This is a genomic window from Pedobacter cryoconitis (assembly GCF_001590605.1).
In the GTDB taxonomy this organism is placed as follows: domain Bacteria; phylum Bacteroidota; class Bacteroidia; order Sphingobacteriales; family Sphingobacteriaceae; genus Pedobacter; species Pedobacter cryoconitis_A.
Genome location: NZ_CP014504.1, coordinates 3,845,309 through 3,860,669 on the forward strand (window position 1 = coordinate 3,845,309; position 15,361 = coordinate 3,860,669).

The following is a 15,361-nucleotide window of genomic DNA, read 5'->3' on the forward strand; positions in this document are numbered from 1 at the left end:
GATTTGTTTCGCTTTCTATTTCAAATTTATAAAATAAAACATTTCAAAACAAATAAAAATCAACAAGAACCTTCATTTATTTCAAAAATCCTTCAAAACACAATATAAAGCTTGTTTATCTACAAAAAGAAGAAAACAATAACTCAAAAACGAAACAAAACGAAACACAAGATGAAATATATAAGTCCGTAAACTGGAAAAACTTCCGGTTTTTGCTTATTTTTGGTTAACGCAACCTAGAAATACCCAAACCGGAATGAAGAGTATTACAGAAAGACATCAGCTGATTTTAAAAAAACTCCAGGAAACAGGTTTTGTTAATGTACAGGAACTCAGCACACAAATGAGAGTTTCTGATGTTACCATCCGAAAAGATCTAAAGCTTCTGGAAGATAAGAAATTACTTTTCCGCACGCATGGCGGAGGTTCTAAAACAAACCCTTATACAAACGACAAACCGGTTGCCGAAAAGGAGCAAATTCATGCAGATAAAAAAAAGCAGATCGCTAAAGCTGCTGCAGATATGATTGGTCACAATGATTCCATCATTATTGCTTCAGGCACTTCGATGCTTGCCTTAGCCAGAGCTATACATCCAGAAAAACATCTGACCGTTGTGACTTCAGCATTAAATGTTGCCCTGGAATTATCACACCATTTACATGTGGAGGTTTTACAGCTTGGCGGTCAGTTAAGACAAAATTCATCTTCAGTAATGGGCCCTTATGCAGAACAGATTTTAGAAGACGTATCTTGCAGCATGTTGTTTTTAGGGGTAGACGGGATTGATATCGAGACCGGATTAACGACAACCAGCTTGATGGAAGCACGTTTAAACCAAAAGATGATCAATGCGGCACAAATTACTGTAGTGTTGGCAGATAGCTCTAAAATGGGAAAAAGAGGGTTAGGAAAGATTTGTTCCCTGGATCAGATTCAACATATAATTACAGACGACGGGATATCCCCCGCCCTGGTTAAATTGATGGAGAACAAAGGAATCAGCGTAACTATTGTCAGAGACTAAATTCCTGGATTAATCCAATTCAACTTTACAACGCTCTCTGCTTAAGGCATCCATAAAGCTATGGTGTTCATAAGCAGTTTGTTTTAACATGGCCTCGTCTTTTTTATAAGTATTCTTCAGCTCTTTCCTGTTCTTTGCCTGAAAGAAACGCCTGATATCTTCTCTGTTTTTTAAAAGCAATGCAGGGACTTGTTTTGGTTTATTATCCTCACCGATAGCCACCATCGTAAAATAACTGGTATTGGTATGCTTGATCACGTGTGTTTTAAGATTTTCTGAAATGACCCGGATGCCGATAATCATAGAACTGTTCCCTACATAGTTTACCGAAGCCATCAAAGAAACGATCTCCCCTACTTCTACAGGTGCGAGAAAATCAACTACATCAATAGATGCCGTGATACAGTATCCATCGGCGTGTTTTGCAGCACAAACGTAGGCTACCTTATCCATTAAGCCCAAAATAATTCCTCCATGTATTTTACCCCCGAAATTGGAGTAAGAAGGAATCATCAGTTCTGTTAAAGTAACCTGGGAACTTGCAACTGGCTTATAGTCTGACATGTTATTTATTTGATTGCAATTTAGCTTTTTTTGTAAAACAGACAAATCTGGTGGGCATGATTATTGAGCGCAAAGAAAATAAATACTTGTCTATGACCATTGCCCAAAAACGCTTTAAATTCGTTCCGTTCCTCATTAATATGCTGATTCCTCTATCTTTTGGTGCCATTGGTGGGTTCATTACTCAAAAGACAATCAAAACATGGTATCCTTTTTTGGAAAAACCATCTTTTAATCCTCCTAACTGGTTATTTGGCCCGGTATGGTCTTTATTATTCATCCTGATCGGGGTATCAGCTTACCTGGTATGGAATAAAAGAGCACAGATTAAACATTTGCCAAGAACGATAGCATTCTATTTTATCCAGCTTATCCTGAATTTATGCTGGTCTTATTTGTTCTTTTATCATCAACTGATTGGTGCTGCGCTGATTGAGATCATCTTTCTACTGGCAGCGATTATAGTGAATGGCATAGTTTTCTATAAAATTGACAAAACTGCAGGCTTACTCTACATCCCTTATTTTTTATGGGTGAGTTTCGCAACCTTGTTAACTTACAATATTTACGTACTAAACTAGCCTGCTTACGCTTCTTTTAAGTTATAATCAATTTTACCCCCTAAATATAAACTGCTTCTAAAAGAAAACCTGTAATTTAGGAAAGTGATTTGCTTAAAGAAAATCTTTCTTGGTTTACTCTGTTTTTGCACATTTCAGGCTAATGCGCAAAAGGTTGGATTAGTCCTTAGCGGAGGCGGAGCTAAAGGTTTAGCCCATATCGGGACGCTGAAAGCACTGGAAGAAAATCACATCCCTATTGACTATATCACAGGAACTTCTATGGGAGGGATTGTTGGCGCACTTTATGCAGCTGGCTATTCTCCGGAACAAATTGAAAAGATAGCGCTCACAACTGATTTTCAGGACTGGGTAAGCGGGAGGTTCAAAAGTGATTATAGCTTCTTTTTTCAGAAAGGTAGTATCAATGCTTCTTTGATTACTGCCAAGCTTTCTATTGACACCGCATTACGGGTAAACTTCCGGTCCAACCTGGTCAATGACATCCCTTTAAATTTCGCGTTAATTGAGTTGCTGTCACAAGCTTCGGCCATAGCCAAAGATAATTTCAACAACCTCTTTGTGCCTTACCGCTGCATGGTATCGGATATATTCTCACAAACCAGTATTACGGTCAAAAGCGGCAGTCTGGCCGAGGCTGTCCGCGCAACGATGACTGTACCAATGATCTACAGACCGATTAAACTGGATAATCAATATGTATTTGATGGTGGTTTATATAATAATTTCCCTGCCGATGTCATGCAAAAAGAGTTCAAGCCTGATTATATTATCGGGGCAAATGTATCTTCCAAAAATTTCAAAGAATATCCTAAAACAGGCGATGAACGGCTGATCAACAGGCTGATGCTATTCATGTTTTTATCTAAATCTGATTCTACCTTAGTTGGTAAAAATGGGATCTATATCCAACCAGATCTGCAGGACTTTAGTTCCAGTAATTTCAGCCCGGTTGCTGACCTCATTAAACAGGGATATGATGCAACGATGGCAGATATGCCCAGAATACTCAAATCGGTACAACGCAGAGTCAGTTCAGAAGAGCTTGCACTCAAAAGAAGTATTTTTAATAACAAGAAGCCGCAGCTGGTTTTTAGCGATGTCAAAGTAACGGGTGTAAATAGCCAGCAGAAGCGTTACATCGAACGCTTGTTTAAAAGCGACAAACCAACCTTTAATCTGGCAGACATTAAACAGGGCTATTATAAACTGGTAGCAGATGAGACTTTTGAAACTATTTATCCGAAGATAACTTATAACCCCGAGTCTGACAGCTATATATTCGGCATTCTCGCAAAACCCAAAAGGAGTTTTAAACTTGACTTTGGCGGTAATATTTCCAGCAGGCCAATCAGCAATGTATTCCTTGGTCTGCAGTATAATTACCTCGACCGCAAAGCCTACACTTTCGGTACCAATTTTTACTCAGGTCGTTTTTATGAATCTATTCAACTCAATGGCCGTATTGATTATCCTTCAAAACTGCCTTTCTTTTTAAGCGGGGAAATGACTTACAATCACTTCAACTTCTACAATACCAGCCAAATCTTCATTGAAAACCCACACCCAACCTATATCGAGCAGTCAGACCGGAAAATTGAAATTAAAGCAGGCATTCCACTGAACCGCAATACCCGGATTACACTCAGTACTTCATTCATCAATAACAATGATCATTATAGCCCTACCAATTCCTTTAATATTGGCGATATTCTGGATAAAACCGTTTTTAACGGATCCAGAACTACGGTAGCATTTGAACAGAATACTTTTAACCGGAAACAATATGCTACACGTGGCAGAAATTTCCTGCTTAGTGTCAATTACCTGAATGGCATAGAAACCTATACACCAGGCAATATCTCCAGAAATAGTGGCGTTTCTACGAGTATCGAAGAAAACGAAAAACACAGAGCCTGGTTTAATGCAAAACTGAGTGATGAGAATTATTTCTTCCACAAAGGCAAATACACGCTTGGATACCTGGTAGAAGGTGTAGTATCGAACCAGCCACTATTCTCAAACTACTATTCTACACTGCTTGTAGCCCCCGCATTTTATCCACTACAGGATAGCAGATCTTTATTCCTGGAAAAATTCAGAGCAAGTACTTACGTTGCAGGTGGCTTAAAAAACATTTATAAGATTCGCAAGAACTTAGATCTCAGAGTAGAAGCATTTCTATTTCTGCCTTACCAGGAAATTACTCAGAATGGTTTTCAGGATGTAAAAAACAGCCCGACATTTAACCATATTCATTATGCGGGAACTGCAGGCCTGGTTTACCATACACCGGTCGGCCCGGTTAGCATAAGCTATAATTTATACGATGATCCGATAAAAAGAAACGGCGTTTTACTACATTTGGGGTATCTCATTTATAATAAACGCTCCATTGAGTAAGACCATAAGGTGCCTGCTCCTGGATAAACCCATATCAAGAAAAATGAAAACAATATATTACTGTTTATTATTCCTGCTGATTTCCAGCGCTGGCTATGCCCAAAAGTCAGATATCGACAATTTCATCGTTAAAGAAAGTTTACTCAAAAACAGCAAACTCGCTATTATTGCGGCCGATTCACTTGATCGTCCGCTTGAAAAAATTAATGGTCTTTATACCTTTACGGTAAGTGGTTTTACACAAACCTTAAAGTTCAATGATGGTGTAGCAATTCTGCCTTTGCAAATTGACAAGTCAGCTTTTGTTTATGTCAAACATCAGAATGATAAGGGTACGCACAGCAAATTGCTTTATATCTATAAAAAAGAAGGAAGCCTGAACCCATTCACGATTAATAGCGTCTGGATGATTCTTTTCCCTGTACTGCTGGTTTTCATTGCTTTTGCCTTCCGGAAACTGATTATTTATGCAGTGGTTATCTTATTGATCTTTATCTATTTTAACCATAGCAATGGCCTGGATCTCTCTACCTTCTTTGAAACTACATTTGATACTTTAAAAAAGGCATTCTAATATAATTCAGCATAAAAAAGCAGGGATATATCCTATCGATATATCCCTGCTTTTTTATGCTGAATTATTCGTCCCCCCTATAAGAGCATTTTCTAATATTCAATTTTCAGAAACTCAATTTTACTTTTGATACAGCCTCTTTTTTTGTGTTCTTTAAAACGGCAATCCTATCCCAAAATTATATTGGAAAAACCGGTAACTATCCGGGCTGTTAGCCAGTTTATAAGAGTCTTGAAACTCTTTCCTTCCGCTAAATAATTTCTCAATCACCCATTGATTTTTAGGTTCAAACTGAGGATCTCTCAGCTTCAGACCAACATCAAACCTGAAGACAAAATATTGTAAATCATATCTGAAACCTACACCGGTACCTATACCAATCTGATTGCCCAGGTTTTTAAAATTAAAATAGGTTTCAGGATTTGGGTTGCCCGGAGATATATTCCATACGTTACCAGCATCCAGGAATACGGCACCTTTAAGCTTCGCACCAAAAAAGTTATCAATTAATTTATAACGGTATTCCAGGTTAGCTTCAATGTGCATCTGGCCCAGTTGATCTATACCATAAGAGATTCTGCGCTGTTGTTCGGTAGGCAAACTGATTCCGCGGTTATAATTACCAGGCCCTAAAGTTCTGGCTTGCCAGGCTCTGACCCCACTGGCACCACCAGCAAAGAATAATTTCTCAAACGGAACTGCTACAGAATTCCCATAAGCGACCCCGACACCGCCGTTGATACGCGCAATAAACTGCCTGTCTAAACCTAAGCTTTTGTACCAGCGTATATCGACTTCGGGACGCACATACTGATTAAAAGGTAAACCCAGAATCTTCGCGTAATCTCCCTTAGAAGGATCATGCTTCGTATCAATAATCCTGGAGATCCCATCCAGCATATTACCAGCGATGTCTATATTTCCACGGAAATAAATAAAACTTTTATTCAGCAATAACTTATTGGCATTCAGGGAATAAGCATATTTCATCCCAATGGTCAGATCTTTTCTGGTCAGCAGGTTGATATTGTAAATATTGTTCAAAAAAGTAGTCCTGCCCTCTACCGTAGTCGTATCAATCAATAAACCTCCAAACCTATATTCAAAATTCAGCGGCGTAAAAGAGTGAAGTTTCGATTTTGTCTCCACCCATTCATAGGTAATAGAATTCAATAATGCCCTGCGTACAAAGAAATCTTTCTGCAGAGAATAGATATAACTTGTAGAAAAAGTGGTTGTCGGCATTCCATTTTTCCCCATCATCGGAATACTGAATGGAACCATCAGCCTGGGTACCGCCAGATTAGCACTCACCGAGAAATCACGTTGGTAAATATCACTGAATAGAGAACCTCCCTGTCCGATCCTGGATTGAAGCCCGCCTTTCACCTGGAATTCAAAACGTTCTGCCCCTCTGAAAATATTATTATTTGTATAAGTATTACTCAGCGTAAACCCTACCGTACCCGCATTAAAAGGAACTTCTCCCTCTACCCTGTTGCTCATCCGCTTTTGCGGTGTTAACTGAATCAGCGGATTCAGGATATTTGCACTGTCTTTAGATTTCACATATTCGATCTTCACGTTTTTAAAGACATTCAGCTCATATAAACGGTCATAGGTTAAGGTCTCCTTATTGATATCATAGACCTCTCCCTGTTTTAGGAAATCGTACCTGACAATTGGGTTTCTCCTGAAACGTTTCGATAGATCAGTATAACGGATGCCTCTGAAAATACGTGGATTTAAAGTAATTGAATCTGTGAAGCCTTCGGTCGATGGCGCAACCAATATATTGGTTTCACCAATCATATATTGCGTATGACTTCCTTTATTTGCAGGAGTATCAATAAAGAGCGCTACATTGGCCTGACTCTTATTCAGGGTGGAATCCACCTCAAATCTCACATAAGGTCTGGAGAAGTCATAATAACCATGTTCTTTCATCATGGTATAAATCTGTTCCCGCTCAACTGAAAGTGAATCGTCATCATATTGGACGCCTTCATGTAAATGCGTATTAAACGATTTATCCTCTTTATACAACTTATTGACAGCCTGGTCAGGAATAGTAGTCGTTACTTTCCCTATAAAAAATGCTGGTCCGGGTGTTGCAATGAAATCGACTTGTGCACGCTGGTTTTTGACTTTGATTTCAGATTTGACTTTCGCCATAAAATATCCTTTGCTCATCAGGTATTTTTCAATCTGACCTCTGGAAATTTCGACCAGGGTACTATCTAATACAGGTGCCTTTTTTCCTACCGCCTTCGTTTTAAATAAAGTGTAAAATATATTGTACAATCCTACATTGATCCCAAGGCGGGATGCAGGACGAATATCTTTCTGAATATAATTCAGTGCTTCTTCTTTATATCTGGAAGGGATACTATCTATTTCAACTACTTTTACTATTGATTGATTACTCTCAATAAATTTTGTAGAGGAACAGGCAGCAGCAAAAAGAATAATAAATAGTAATATTGCGGGAAACTGGAATTTCTTTTTACAAATAGAATATGCTTTCAAAGTCTCAGATAAGTTTTATAAAATCGTTACATCAAAAAAAGTACCGCAAAGCGCATGGGCTATTTATTATTGAAGGAATAAAATCAATAGTAGAACTCATTCCTTCAGCTTACCAGATCCATAGCCTCTATTTTCTGGCCCAATATCAGTCTTTACTACCTAAATTACCTTCAAATATAAAGTTATTTGAAGTAAACAACGCCGAATTAGAGAAGATTAGTACTTTACAGGCCCCACAAGGCATCCTGGCACTGGTCCATATCCCTGAAACTACAGCATTCGATAAAAGCACACTGCAAAACAATTTTTCCCTTGTCCTGGATGGTGTACAAGATCCCGGCAACCTGGGTACCATTATCAGAACAGCAGACTGGTTTGGATTTAAAAATGTAATTTGTTCTCTGCATACAGTAGAAGTTTATAATCCGAAAACTGTACAAGCAACGATGGGTTCTTTATGCAGGGTAAATGTAAGTTATCAGGATTTACCGGTTTGGTTAAAAGACATTAAGCTTCCTGTTTTTGGCGCAATGCTGAATGGAAATAGTCTTTACGAAACAAAATGGGGAACTGAGGGGCTTGTCATTTTAGGCAATGAAGGACAAGGCGTGAGTGATGAAGTGAATATTTTAATTAATAATCCGGTAACGATTCCAAGAGTTGGAGAGGCTGAGTCATTGAACGTTGCAGTGTCGGCAGCAATCTTTTGTGCAGATATTAGTAGAAATTTGCAGAAATAAATTGCAGGTTAAGTATTAATTGCTATTTTTGCAACCTGAATTCAAAACAGGTCGAGTGGCCGAGTGGCTAGGCAGAGGTCTGCAAAACCTCGTACAGCGGTTCGAATCCGCTCTCGACCTCAGATTTATATTAAATAAAAAAACTAAAGGTTAAGACCATGGCAGTTACAAGACTAAAAAGAAAAGACAGAAAGAATAAAACAACTTCACGTTTAGAAGTTAAAACTTTGAAACTAGCTACAAACATTGAATTAGGTAGTCGTTCACAACAACCTAAAAAAGATCAGTTAGCTAAAAACAATCTTTTATTAGATCAACTTTCTGCAGCTTTAAGAGCGTAAGTTCTAAAGTTAAAAGCATAAAAAAAACCTTTCTGAAATCAGAAAGGTTTTTTTTATGCCTGATGTTTTTTGTACAAGCATTATTTTCTAACAGGCATTGGTTATCAAACCAATGCCTTACAGATTCTTTTCACAATACCTGGTCCTTCGTAAATGAAACCAGTATACAATTGCACCAGTGAAGCACCCGCTTCAATTTTATCTTTAGCATCCTGTGGAGAATGAATCCCTCCTACGCCTATAATCGGGAATGCTTTATTTGATTTCTGGGATAAATACCTGATCACCTCTGTTGAACGTACGGTTAAAGGTTTACCACTTAGCCCACCTGCTTCATTCGCAACTGTTGCTGCTGTAGTTAAGCCTGATCTGTCAATCGTAGTATTGGTGGCAATTACACCGGCAATACCAGACTCCATCACAATCGCTACAATATCATCCAATTGTTCATTGGTCAGATCAGGTGCAATCTTTAATAAGATCGGTCTGGATATTCCATCTTTATGGTTACGTTCCTGTAAAGTCTTAAGCAATAGGGTAAGCGGCTCTTTTTCCTGCAAAGCTCTTAAACCCGGCGTATTTGGAGAGCTGACATTGACTACAAAATAATCTACCACATCGAATAAGCGGTCGAAACATTTCACATAATCAGAAACAGCATCTTCATTCGGTGTATTTTTATTTTTACCGATGTTCCCGCCAATCACAATACTTTTATCTTTCAGCTTCAATACCCGAAGGCGCTCTGCCAGCGTATCTACCCCTTTATTGTTAAAACCCATCCTGTTGATGATCGCCTCATCTTCAGTAAGCCTGAACATCCTGGGCTGATCATTTCCCGGTTGAGGCAAGGGCGTTACCGTCCCTACTTCAATAAATCCGAAGCCAAGATCACTCAATGCTTCAATGTATTCTCCGTTTTTATCAAAACCTGCAGCAAGACCTACAGGGTTCCTGAATTTGATACCAAAAACTTCACGTTCCAATCCTTTGACATGAATATCAAAACTACTTCTGATGATAGTTTTACCTAAAGGGAAGTGTTCATGAAACCATTTTAGTCGCTGGACTACGAAATAATGAACTTTCTCCGGGTCAAATTTGAAAAACAAAGGCTTGATTAAACGATACATAGGTGCGAAGATAGGAACGATTTCATAGGATTACAATTGCCTTATTCATCTTTTGAGACAAAAATCGCATGAACTTGTAATAAAAACGTAGAAATCCACTGCTATATGCACTGTGTTCAAACAATATGCGCCTAAAAATTGTATTTTTGCACCCAACATGATTTCGATAAACGACTTAACATTCCTTATAGGTTCCCGGGCTTTATACGACGAGGCGAACTGGCATATCAAACCGGGAGAAAGAATTGGCCTTATTGGTGCCAATGGAACGGGAAAATCTACACTCTTAAAAATAATTGTAGGAGAATACGCACCCTCATCCGGGTCAATTTCAATGTCTAAAGATTTAAAAATAGGCTATTTGAACCAGGATTTACTTTCGTATGAATCTCACCATACCATTTTGCATGTGGCGATGGAGGCCTTTGAACGCCAGAACCAGATACATGATGAGATTGAAGAACTTTTAAAAAAGATAGAAACTGATTATTCCGAAGATGTATTAAACAAACTGAGCGATAAGCAACAGGAGTTTGAAGCATTGGATGGTTATAACATTGAATATAAAGCAAATGAGATCCTTGCAGGTTTAGGATTCAGCACGGCTGATCAGCATCGCCCGCTGAATACTTTCTCCGGGGGATGGAGGATGCGTGTAATGCTTGCGAAGATCCTTTTACAGACTCCCGACATTCTATTACTGGATGAGCCAACCAACCACATGGATTTACCTTCCATCAAATGGTTAGAGACTTATTTAGCAGGATTTGAAGGTGCGATTGTAATTGTATCTCACGATAGATACTTCCTGGATAAGATTGTAAACCGTACCGTGGAATCCCGCAAAGGGAAATTAACCACCTATGCTGGTAACTATACCTACTATCTGGAAGAGAAATCTCTACGCGGAGAGATCCAAAAAGGAGAATTCAAGAATCAGCAGGCTAAAATCAAACAGGAAGAAAAACTGATTGAACGTTTCAGAGCTAAAGCGAGTAAAGCTAAAATGGCGCAGTCCCGTATGAAAGCACTGGATAAAATGGAGCGTGTAGACGATGTGGATGATGACAACCCAACCGTAAACTTCAGCTTTAAGTTTACCAAGCCTTCTGGCCGTCACGTAATCCGCATTGAGAACGCAACCAAGAGATACCCTAACATTGACATTCTGGAAAATGCAGAAGCTGTCATTGAAAAAGGTGATAAAATTGCTTTAATTGGTGCCAACGGTAAGGGTAAGTCTACCTTATTAAGAATGGTTGCCGGCGTGGAAGCTTTTGAAGGATCTTGTGAAACAGGACATAATGTAACAACTACTTTCTTTGCACAGCATCAGCTGGAGTCTTTACATTTGGGTAACACCATTCTGGAAGAACTACAGGCTTTCGCTCCTAAACATACAGATACTGAGCTTCGTTCTATTCTGGGCTGTTTCCTTTTTACCGGAGATGACGTGTTTAAGAAAATTAAAGTCCTTTCCGGAGGTGAGAAATCAAGGGTTGCTTTAGCGAAGTCATTAACAACAGATTCCAACTTCCTGATTCTGGATGAGCCAACGAATCACCTGGATATCCAATCGGTAAATATCCTGATCCAGGCTTTGAAACAGTTCGAAGGAACATTCATTGCCGTATCCCATGATAGGTATTTCTTAGATAATGTAGCCAACAAAATCTGGTTTATCGAAGAAGAGCAGATCAAACAATATCCTGGAACTTACGCAGAGTATGAAGTTTGGAACAGTAAAAGAGAGATTCCTGTTGCCAAAAGCATCCCTGTAAAACAAGAGAAAGAAGTAAAGCCTAAAGCGGAACCGAAACCTGTTACAGTAAGCAGCCAGCAGCAATTGAAAAAACTAAACGATCAGTTACAGAAAGTCGAACTGGAAACTGTGGAGTTAGAAAATAATGTAAAAGCTATTGAAACTGAACTTGCTGATGAAGCAGTTTATGGAGATCAGGCTAAACTTGCTGAGGCTAACAAAAAATATCAGCATGCAAAACAGCTGTTGGACACTGCCCAGAGTAAATGGGAAAATCTTGCAGCAGAAATCATGGAATTAGAATAATAAAAATGATCAGAACCGGAATATTGCTCTTTTTATGTTTGTTTAGTCTGCAAACTTTGCAGGCGCAGCAGAAATTTACGTATGATAACCATGTTTATTCTTCGCAAATTAAAACTGTACAGCTTTACAACACACAAAAAGAGCAATCTATCCCGGTGATCGCTTTAGGGACTTCAGAAAAGCTGAACTTTTCTTTTGATGACCTGAGAGGTGGAAGCAAAAACTACTGGTATACAGTAGAACATTGCACCTATGACTGGAAATCTTCTAACTTATCTGTCCTGGATTATCTGGATGGCATGAATGAAGACCGCATTATTGATTATGCATATTCTTCTAAAACACTTCAAAAGTTTACCCATTATTCTCTTACTTTTCCTAATGACCAGGTTAAGCCTAAAATTTCAGGCAATTACCTGTTAAAGGTTTATGAAAATGGTGATGTGAACAAGCCAGTTATATCACAGCGTTTTTATATCACAGATCCGCAGGTAAATATTCAATCTGAGCTGATTCCCAGTAATGATGTGGCTTTAAGATTCAGTCATCAGAAGGTGAATATTACTATTCTGTATACCAATCCAATCCAAAATCCATATCAGGATATTAAACTGGTGCTGATGCAGAACGGCAATCCGCTAACGGCAAAGTTAAATACTAAACCTACTTTTGTTAAACCGGGGTCACTGATTTATAATGACTTGGATGGCAATAATTTCCCGGGAAGCAATGAATTCAGAAAGTTTGATTTCCGCAGTGTACGTTATAAAGGCGAACATGTACAGGATCTGTTTACAGATAGCACAAACAACGTTGTTTTATTTACAGATCTGAATGGTAGCGCATTAAAATATACCCAGCAAATTGATGAGAATGGAGCGTTCTTTATCCGCAATCAGGATAATATAGACAATGATACCGATAGCGATTATGGACATATTCAGTTTAGCTTAAATACGGTTGCCCCGGGTAAGGATGGTGATATTTATGTAGTCGGCAGATTCAATAATTTTACGCTTACTGACGAAAACAAACTGAGTTATATCGCTGCTAAAAAGAAATATTATGGCAGCCTATATTTGAAACAGGGTCTATACGATTATCAGTATGTATGGAAAGACAATGCTACAGGAAATGTAGATTATACAGCTCTTGAAGGTTCTTTTTTTGAGACAGAAAATACTTACCAGGCTTACGTATATTTCCGCAGACCAGGCAGCAGATGGGATGAACTCATCGGATACAGCCTGTTTAATAATCTGCAGAAAAAATAATATACGCGTCTAAACCCTTTTTGTGAAAGCTTAAATTCCTTTTATAATCCAGACAGAAACACTTCCGGCTTCACAAAAGAATTCTGCCCAGCCATTTTCATCGATCGTCACTTCTTCTTTTCTATAGCCTAATACGTCGATGAATGTTTTGCCGGCATGTCCTGCCCCCATTTCCATTTTTTTAATACCCTGCTCACCATTGCTCAGTACCACTGCAATACCTGAATTTTCAATTTCTGGTATTCCCGCTCTGGTCCAGCCGATACAGTTCGGATGATCCAGATAATCACGTTGAAAACCATAAGCCAGATCTCTCCGCAGTTTAGTCATTAAAGGAAGACTTTCCAGTGCAACCAGCTCAACCTTTGCTTCATTCCCCTCTTCATCGTGATCCGTATATTTCGCACCGTATAAATCTGTATAGAATACGCAAGGTATCCCCTGCTCTCTTAATAGGATTAAGGCATAAGCCAATGGACGAAACCAGAAATCAACATAAGTCTCCAGATCTTGCAGCGGTTGTGAGTCATGGTTATCTACAAATGTAATTGACAATTGCGGATGAGATTCTACCAATGTATTTTCAAATATTTTACTCAGGTCATAAGTGTCACCGGCATCAGCTGCAGTATGAAAATTAAGGTGTAACATCGAATCAAACAATTGCATTCTACCTTCAGTGAGGTCAATATAACTCCTCAATTTCATCACGTCATCGACCACCCAGTTTTCAGCAATAATAAAAAACTGTTTATCAAACTTCGCATTCATGTGGTCAAGCCACTCTTTCAGATAATCTGTCGCTATATGTTTAACCGCATCTAACCGGAATCCATCTACACCGGTAGTTTCATAATACCATTCTCCCCATCTTTTTAACTCTTCACGAACAGCCTGGTTTCTGAATTCGATATCATTGAACATCAGGTAATCATAATTACCCAATTCATCAGAAGGTACATCTTCCCAACCTTCTCCATACTCATTTTGTATAGAGAATATGGAAGTTTCCTGTAAATCCTCAGCCCAGTCAATTCCGCTAAAACAACTTTTGTCCCAGATAAACTCTGAATATTTCCCCTTTCTGCCCGGGAAAGTGAACTTTGTCCAAGCCTCAATTTCAAAAACATCTGAAGTATATTCTTCCCTGTTATTCTCAGCAACTCTCCTTACAGGTATCTTTTCCAGCTCATCGGCTCCAGCTTTATGGTTAAACACAACATCCGCAAGCACCATAATTTGCTGTTCTTGTAGCGCATTGATTGCTTTCACGTATTCATCTTTAGTACCATACTTGGTCGGCACACTGTTTTTTTGATCAAATTCACCTAAATCAAACAGATCATAACAATCATAGCCAACAGAATCTGCACCTTCAGTAGATTTATAGGATGGCGGGAGCCAAACTCCGGTAATCCCGATTTCTTTTAGCGCAGGAGCCTGTTCTGTAGCTTTTTGCCATAATTTTTGTTCTTCGTGATAATACCAGTGAAAATACTGGATCAGCGTTTGGTTACTCATATATAAACAGCTTATTAATTAGGTGAAAACAATAGCATAACATGAAGTCTGACATTTTGTTTACTTTTGCAGCAATATGAGCACAATAGTAAAAAACCCTAAAAATTCATTCACGATCATGAATGAATTGGTACTACCCAATGATACCAATACGCTAAACAATTTAATGGGTGGCAGGTTACTGCACTGGATGGATATCGCAGCTGCGATTTCTGCACAAAAACACTGTAACCGTATTGTTGTAACAGCTTCTGTTGACAATGTATCGTTCAAACAACCTATTAAGTTAGGCGATGTGATTACTATTGAAGCTAAGGTAACCCGTGCTTTTCATACTTCTGTAGAAGTGCGTATGGACGTATGGGCAGAAAATATCCCTTCAGGTACCCGTGTTAAATCTAATGAAGCCTACTATACTTTTGTAGCAGTTGATCAGAGTGGCCGAACAATTCCTGTTCCTGAATTGTTACCTGAAACAGAAGATGAAATTGAACTATTTGCAGGCGCATTAAGAAGAAGACAATTACGTTTGATCTTAGCCGGCAAAATGAAAGCTAATGACGCTATTGAACTAAAGGCTTTATTCTTCAACGAATAATCAAAGTA

13 protein-coding genes and 1 tRNA gene are annotated in these 15,361 nt (G+C 38.7%); 10 read left to right on the plus strand and 4 right to left on the minus strand.

What is annotated here, in order from left to right; translation table 11 throughout:
- Positions 1-256: 256 nt before the first annotated feature.
- Positions 257-1,027, plus strand: coding sequence for a DeoR/GlpR family DNA-binding transcription regulator (locus tag AY601_RS15895; protein WP_068402826.1), 771 nt, complete (start codon positions 257-259; stop codon positions 1,025-1,027).
- Between the two features lie 9 nt (positions 1,028-1,036).
- On the opposite strand, the gene AY601_RS15900 is transcribed toward AY601_RS15895, so the two are convergent.
- A complete protein-coding gene (locus AY601_RS15900) occupies positions 1,037-1,591 on the minus strand; it encodes an acyl-CoA thioesterase (protein ID WP_068402827.1) in 555 nt (184 codons plus the stop codon).
- Between the two features lie 56 nt (positions 1,592-1,647).
- Between AY601_RS15900 and AY601_RS15905 the strand changes: the two genes are divergently transcribed.
- The 3 genes from AY601_RS15905 (at position 1,648) to AY601_RS15915 (ending at position 5,149) form a co-directional block, all read left to right on the plus strand.
- A complete protein-coding gene (locus tag AY601_RS15905) occupies positions 1,648-2,172 on the plus strand; it encodes a TspO/MBR family protein (protein ID WP_232324614.1) in 525 nt (174 codons plus the stop codon).
- Positions 2,173-2,256: 84 nt separating this feature from the next.
- Positions 2,257-4,575 (plus strand): patatin-like phospholipase family protein, encoded by a 2,319-nt coding sequence (locus tag AY601_RS15910; RefSeq protein WP_232324615.1) that lies wholly within the window; start codon positions 2,257-2,259, stop codon positions 4,573-4,575.
- A 43-nt stretch (positions 4,576-4,618) separates the two neighbouring features.
- Positions 4,619-5,149 carry a hypothetical protein gene (locus AY601_RS15915; protein WP_068402828.1) on the plus strand — a complete coding sequence of 177 codons (531 nt, stop codon included), beginning with the start codon at positions 4,619-4,621 and terminating at the stop codon, positions 5,147-5,149.
- Positions 5,150-5,302: 153 nt separating this feature from the next.
- On the opposite strand, the gene AY601_RS15920 is transcribed toward AY601_RS15915, so the two are convergent.
- On the minus strand, positions 5,303-7,678 hold the full coding sequence (locus tag AY601_RS15920; RefSeq protein WP_068402830.1) for a BamA/TamA family outer membrane protein: 2,376 nt from the start codon (positions 7,676-7,678) through the stop codon (positions 5,303-5,305).
- Between AY601_RS15920 and AY601_RS15925 the strand changes: the two genes are divergently transcribed.
- The 3 genes from AY601_RS15925 (at position 7,669) to AY601_RS15935 (ending at position 8,759) form a co-directional block, all read left to right on the plus strand.
- Entirely contained in the window at positions 7,669-8,418 is a 750-nt protein-coding gene (locus AY601_RS15925; protein WP_068402831.1) for a TrmH family RNA methyltransferase, read from the plus strand. The two genes, AY601_RS15920 and AY601_RS15925, sit on opposite strands and share 10 nt — an antisense overlap.
- A gap of 49 nt (positions 8,419-8,467) precedes the next feature.
- A tRNA-Cys gene (locus AY601_RS15930) sits at positions 8,468-8,538 on the plus strand.
- Positions 8,539-8,576: 38 nt separating this feature from the next.
- Positions 8,577-8,759 carry a spore protein gene (locus AY601_RS15935; RefSeq protein WP_068402833.1) on the plus strand — a complete coding sequence of 61 codons (183 nt, stop codon included), beginning with the start codon at positions 8,577-8,579 and terminating at the stop codon, positions 8,757-8,759.
- Between the two features lie 104 nt (positions 8,760-8,863).
- Here the strand turns inward: AY601_RS15935 and AY601_RS15940 are convergent, their stop codons facing one another.
- Complete coding sequence (locus tag AY601_RS15940; protein WP_068402834.1) at positions 8,864-9,892, minus strand: quinone-dependent dihydroorotate dehydrogenase; 1,029 nt, start codon at positions 9,890-9,892, stop codon at positions 8,864-8,866.
- A 157-nt stretch (positions 9,893-10,049) separates the two neighbouring features.
- Between AY601_RS15940 and AY601_RS15945 the strand changes: the two genes are divergently transcribed.
- The gene (locus AY601_RS15945) at positions 10,050-11,960 is read left to right on the plus strand and encodes an ABC-F family ATP-binding cassette domain-containing protein (protein ID WP_068402835.1); all 1,911 of its coding nucleotides are present in this window, start codon (positions 10,050-10,052) and stop codon (positions 11,958-11,960) included.
- A gap of 5 nt (positions 11,961-11,965) precedes the next feature.
- Positions 11,966-13,234, plus strand: a complete 1,269-nt coding sequence (locus tag AY601_RS15950) for a DUF5103 domain-containing protein (RefSeq protein ID WP_068402837.1) — start codon at positions 11,966-11,968, stop codon at positions 13,232-13,234.
- 30 nt (positions 13,235-13,264) lie between these two features.
- Here AY601_RS15950 and amyA read toward each other — a convergent pair whose 3' ends face one another.
- On the minus strand, positions 13,265-14,755 hold the full coding sequence (amyA, locus tag AY601_RS15955) for an alpha-amylase (protein ID WP_068402839.1): 1,491 nt from the start codon (positions 14,753-14,755) through the stop codon (positions 13,265-13,267).
- Between the two features lie 76 nt (positions 14,756-14,831).
- Between amyA and AY601_RS15960 the strand changes: the two genes are divergently transcribed.
- Positions 14,832-15,353 carry an acyl-CoA thioesterase gene (locus AY601_RS15960; RefSeq protein ID WP_068402841.1) on the plus strand — a complete coding sequence of 174 codons (522 nt, stop codon included), beginning with the start codon at positions 14,832-14,834 and terminating at the stop codon, positions 15,351-15,353.
- The last annotated feature ends 8 nt before the right edge of the window (positions 15,354-15,361 follow it).

Bases quoted from the DNA above. Each gene is read 5' to 3' on its own strand.
- AY601_RS15945 (WP_068402835.1), top strand. From the start codon at position 10,050: ATGATTTCGATAAACGACTTAACATTCCTTATAGGTTCCCGGGCTTTA.
- AY601_RS15935 (WP_068402833.1), top strand. From the start codon at position 8,577: ATGGCAGTTACAAGACTAAAAAGAAAAGACAGAAAGAATAAAACAACT.
- AY601_RS15925 (WP_068402831.1), top strand. From the start codon at position 7,669: ATGCTTTCAAAGTCTCAGATAAGTTTTATAAAATCGTTACATCAAAAA.
- AY601_RS15905 (WP_232324614.1), top strand. From the start codon at position 1,648: ATGATTATTGAGCGCAAAGAAAATAAATACTTGTCTATGACCATTGCC.
- AY601_RS15960 (WP_068402841.1), top strand. From the start codon at position 14,832: ATGAGCACAATAGTAAAAAACCCTAAAAATTCATTCACGATCATGAAT.
- AY601_RS15900 (WP_068402827.1), bottom strand. From the start codon at position 1,591: ATGTCAGACTATAAGCCAGTTGCAAGTTCCCAGGTTACTTTAACAGAA.
- AY601_RS15950 (WP_068402837.1), top strand. From the start codon at position 11,966: ATGATCAGAACCGGAATATTGCTCTTTTTATGTTTGTTTAGTCTGCAA.
- AY601_RS15915 (WP_068402828.1), top strand. From the start codon at position 4,619: ATGAAAACAATATATTACTGTTTATTATTCCTGCTGATTTCCAGCGCT.
- AY601_RS15895 (WP_068402826.1), top strand. From the start codon at position 257: ATGAAGAGTATTACAGAAAGACATCAGCTGATTTTAAAAAAACTCCAG.
- amyA (WP_068402839.1), bottom strand. From the start codon at position 14,755: ATGAGTAACCAAACGCTGATCCAGTATTTTCACTGGTATTATCACGAA.
- AY601_RS15940 (WP_068402834.1), bottom strand. From the start codon at position 9,892: ATGTATCGTTTAATCAAGCCTTTGTTTTTCAAATTTGACCCGGAGAAA.